Source organism: Xanthomonas cissicola (genome assembly GCF_008801575.1).
Classification (GTDB): Bacteria; Pseudomonadota; Gammaproteobacteria; order Xanthomonadales; family Xanthomonadaceae; genus Xanthomonas; species Xanthomonas cissicola.
Genome location: NZ_VZPL01000160.1, coordinates 1 through 2714, shown reverse-complemented (window position 1 = coordinate 2714; position 2714 = coordinate 1). Strand labels below are relative to the sequence as shown.

3 protein-coding genes and 1 pseudogene are annotated in these 2714 nt (G+C 62.4%); 1 reads left to right on the top strand and 3 read right to left on the bottom strand.

What is annotated here, in order from left to right; genetic code table 11:
- Positions 1-179: 179 nt before the first annotated feature.
- Positions 180-545, top strand: coding sequence for a DUF3742 family protein (locus F7R02_RS24860; protein WP_078589898.1), 366 nt, complete (start codon positions 180-182; stop codon positions 543-545).
- Positions 546-556: 11 nt separating this feature from the next.
- Here the strand turns inward: F7R02_RS24860 and F7R02_RS24855 are convergent, their stop codons facing one another.
- The 3 genes and pseudogenes from F7R02_RS24855 to F7R02_RS24845 form a co-directional block, all read right to left on the bottom strand.
- Complete coding sequence (locus F7R02_RS24855; protein ID WP_078589896.1) at positions 557-2074, bottom strand: conjugal transfer protein TraG N-terminal domain-containing protein; 1518 nt, start codon at positions 2072-2074, stop codon at positions 557-559.
- A gap of 15 nt (positions 2075-2089) precedes the next feature.
- Positions 2090-2437: a hypothetical protein gene (locus tag F7R02_RS24850; RefSeq protein ID WP_078589897.1), complete on the bottom strand. Its 348-nt coding sequence runs from the start codon at positions 2435-2437 to the stop codon at positions 2090-2092.
- Positions 2434-2714 (bottom strand): annotated as a pseudogene (locus tag F7R02_RS24845) (integrating conjugative element protein); the annotation flags it as partial. The gene F7R02_RS24850 and the pseudogene F7R02_RS24845, both read right to left, overlap by 4 nt.

The window sequence follows — 2714 nt, the reverse complement described above, 5'->3', positions numbered from 1 at the left end:
AACGCGAACGAAACAACTCATCGGCAGGCAACTGCTCGGCGGCAGGACGGCGTGTACGCATGGGCGAAAACTGCCAGAAACCAGTTCGTAGAGTAACGAAAACTGGCAATTCCAGCACACCTAAAACGCAGGTTAAGCCTTGCAATGGATGCAGCCTGGGGGTTTTTCAGGGGCGACTCATGAACACGACAACCCGCATCAGTACCGCAGAACGTCTCGGCCGCAGCGTTGGCCGTGGATGGCGCGCCTATGCGCGCGGCGAGCGAAGGTTGGCGAGCTGGCTCGCCTCTAAAGGCGTGCCTGTCGTTGGTGCCGCGTTGGCGCTGTGGGTGGTCAAGCTGGCTGTGCTGGGAGTTCTGCTCTACGTTGCCTTCTGGTTCGCAGTCGTGGTACTGGGCGTAATGGTCGCGGGATGGGTTGCGGCCGCCAGTACTCATGAGGACGAGGAGTGGCCTTTCACCGACCTCACTGAACTGCGAAAGACACCTGGCTACGATCCGAATCTGTACAACGACACCTCGCACGAGTTGTACACCGACGATTGACCGCATCCGCGCTATTTCAGCTTGCCCCCGGTGAGTGCTCCAGCACCCTTGCTACCCGCTTGACCTGCGCTCTTGCTGCCATCTGAGAGCCCTTGGATGGCATGTCCGGCCCGAATCCCAACCCAGGTGAGGCTCGCCAGCCAGAATCCCGGCAGGACCAAGAACATCGTCCCGGTGACGAAGTTCAGAAGCATGTCGCCGAAGGCATTGTTCAATCCGACCATCGGATCGAAGTTATTGTGTGGCCGGTTCCATCCCCAGCCCCATCCATAGAGCGCATCGAGGATGGTGCTGTCGATCCAGCGGGCCAACTGGAACCAAAAATCGACGAAGAACAGCGCGAACTGCACGACGCTGATCGTGACGACCGTCTTGAGGTCGTAGGTGCCCACGACCAATACCAGAGGAATGCAGATCACCAACGCCATCTTGAGGAGCGCGAGCACCATGGGCAGGGCCTGGCGCACCACGTCCATGGCGGGGAATGCTGCCAGCCCCCCAACGGCCATTCCCACGTCGCCTGCCGCGCGCGTCACGATGTTCGGCAAGGTCTTGTCGATCTGGCCACCGTAGTCTGTATAGACCGAGCCTTGGTTGAGTTTCTGCTGACGCGGCGAGGCGATCGCGCGAATCACCGAATCGTCCACTTGGCTGCGGCTCAGGAATCCAGCCCAGCCTGCAAGCCGAGTGAGAAGGCCGGGGTCTACCTGGCCCAGAAGCCGTGCCCGCAGGCCGTTGTTGCCATCGGCCCACCATTGCCGGCAGTTCGGGTAGCCGCCGCTAGACACATGCGCAAGCCCTACATCGCGGTTGCTGTCGTAGGGCCAGTCCTCGCGCGGAGTGCTGGAGCGATAGCTGTCGTAGTAGCCAGCCGTGTCCGTGAAGAAGCGCGAGCCGATCCAGGTGACATCATGCATCTGCTCTTCGTCGAGCTGCGGGCGCTGCATGAACAGCTTGGCACGGGCCGGCCCATAGCAGTCGTGCGTGAAGTCCGCCACCTCCTGAGCCAGCACCGGGTCGTCGATACGCGTGGCATCGATCTCCATCCGCATTTGCCGCAGATCGGTGCCGCAGGGGATTGCCGCAACAGAAGCACCCGTGACAGCGCGCGAGAGCGCGTGTATGAAGGCCCACCACACCGGCAACTTTGCGCTTTGATTGTTGAGGGTCGAGAAGGACTGCGACCAACCTGTGTCGGCCGGCTGCGGCACGCTGACCTGGCACTGCGCGGAGCGTGAGCTGTCGTACTGGATGGTGTTGAGGTCGACGTCGATGAAAGGGATGCCAGCAAACATCACTACCACGATGGCGACGAACACTCGGTTCTCGATGCGCGCAGCCGAGAGCACGCCCTTGTTGCCTTCGTCGGCACCTTCCGTGCGGGCCTTGAGCCATTCCTGCACGATGATCGCCACAAAGGGCAGCGCAAATACCCCGCTGGATACCAACACGGCCCAGATGCCGTTATTGACGATCCAGGAGACAAGGGTGAGGTAGTACTCCAAGTAGTCGGTGGTGAAAAGCGTCATCGCCTGAATCTCCCTTTAGCCCTGTATCAGCAGGCTGGTTTCCAGCGCCACGATGGCGAGGACGCCGGCGATCTCGCTGCGCACCAAGCGGCGCCGCGCCTGCGCGTCGGCCTCGCGCGCCAGCAGCCGGCGGCGCATCCAGATCCATCCATAGGCCGTCGTCCCGTACAGGCAGAGCCTCCACACCAGGAAATAGCCTTCCGCGGCCGCCAGCCAGCGCTCCCAACCGATAACGCTGCCGACCATGTAGATGCCAGCAATGTTGGTGCCCACGGCAGCGGCAATGATCACCACCGTCCACAACAGCGCCTTCGCCGCGCGCCGGCTGAACAGCCAGCGCGGCCGCAGCCCAGTCATGCTCATGGCCGGACTCCCGGATTGCCCTTCTGCAACTGGTCGAGACGGTGAGGCACCGGATCACCCTCGTAGATGCCACGCGAACCCGCCGCACGCGTGCCGTGGCGCTGGATGATGGCCATCGGCGAGTTGTTGGCCAGCTCGCGGCGCAGTTCTAGCTCGGTCTTCAGGTTCTGGATCTCGCGGTCGAGCGTGTCGCTCTCGTGGTTCACGGCCTCCACCGCGAGTTCATTGGCGGCGACGTTGGGCTCCTTCTTGCCCGTCAGCAGGGTCCGCTGGAGCA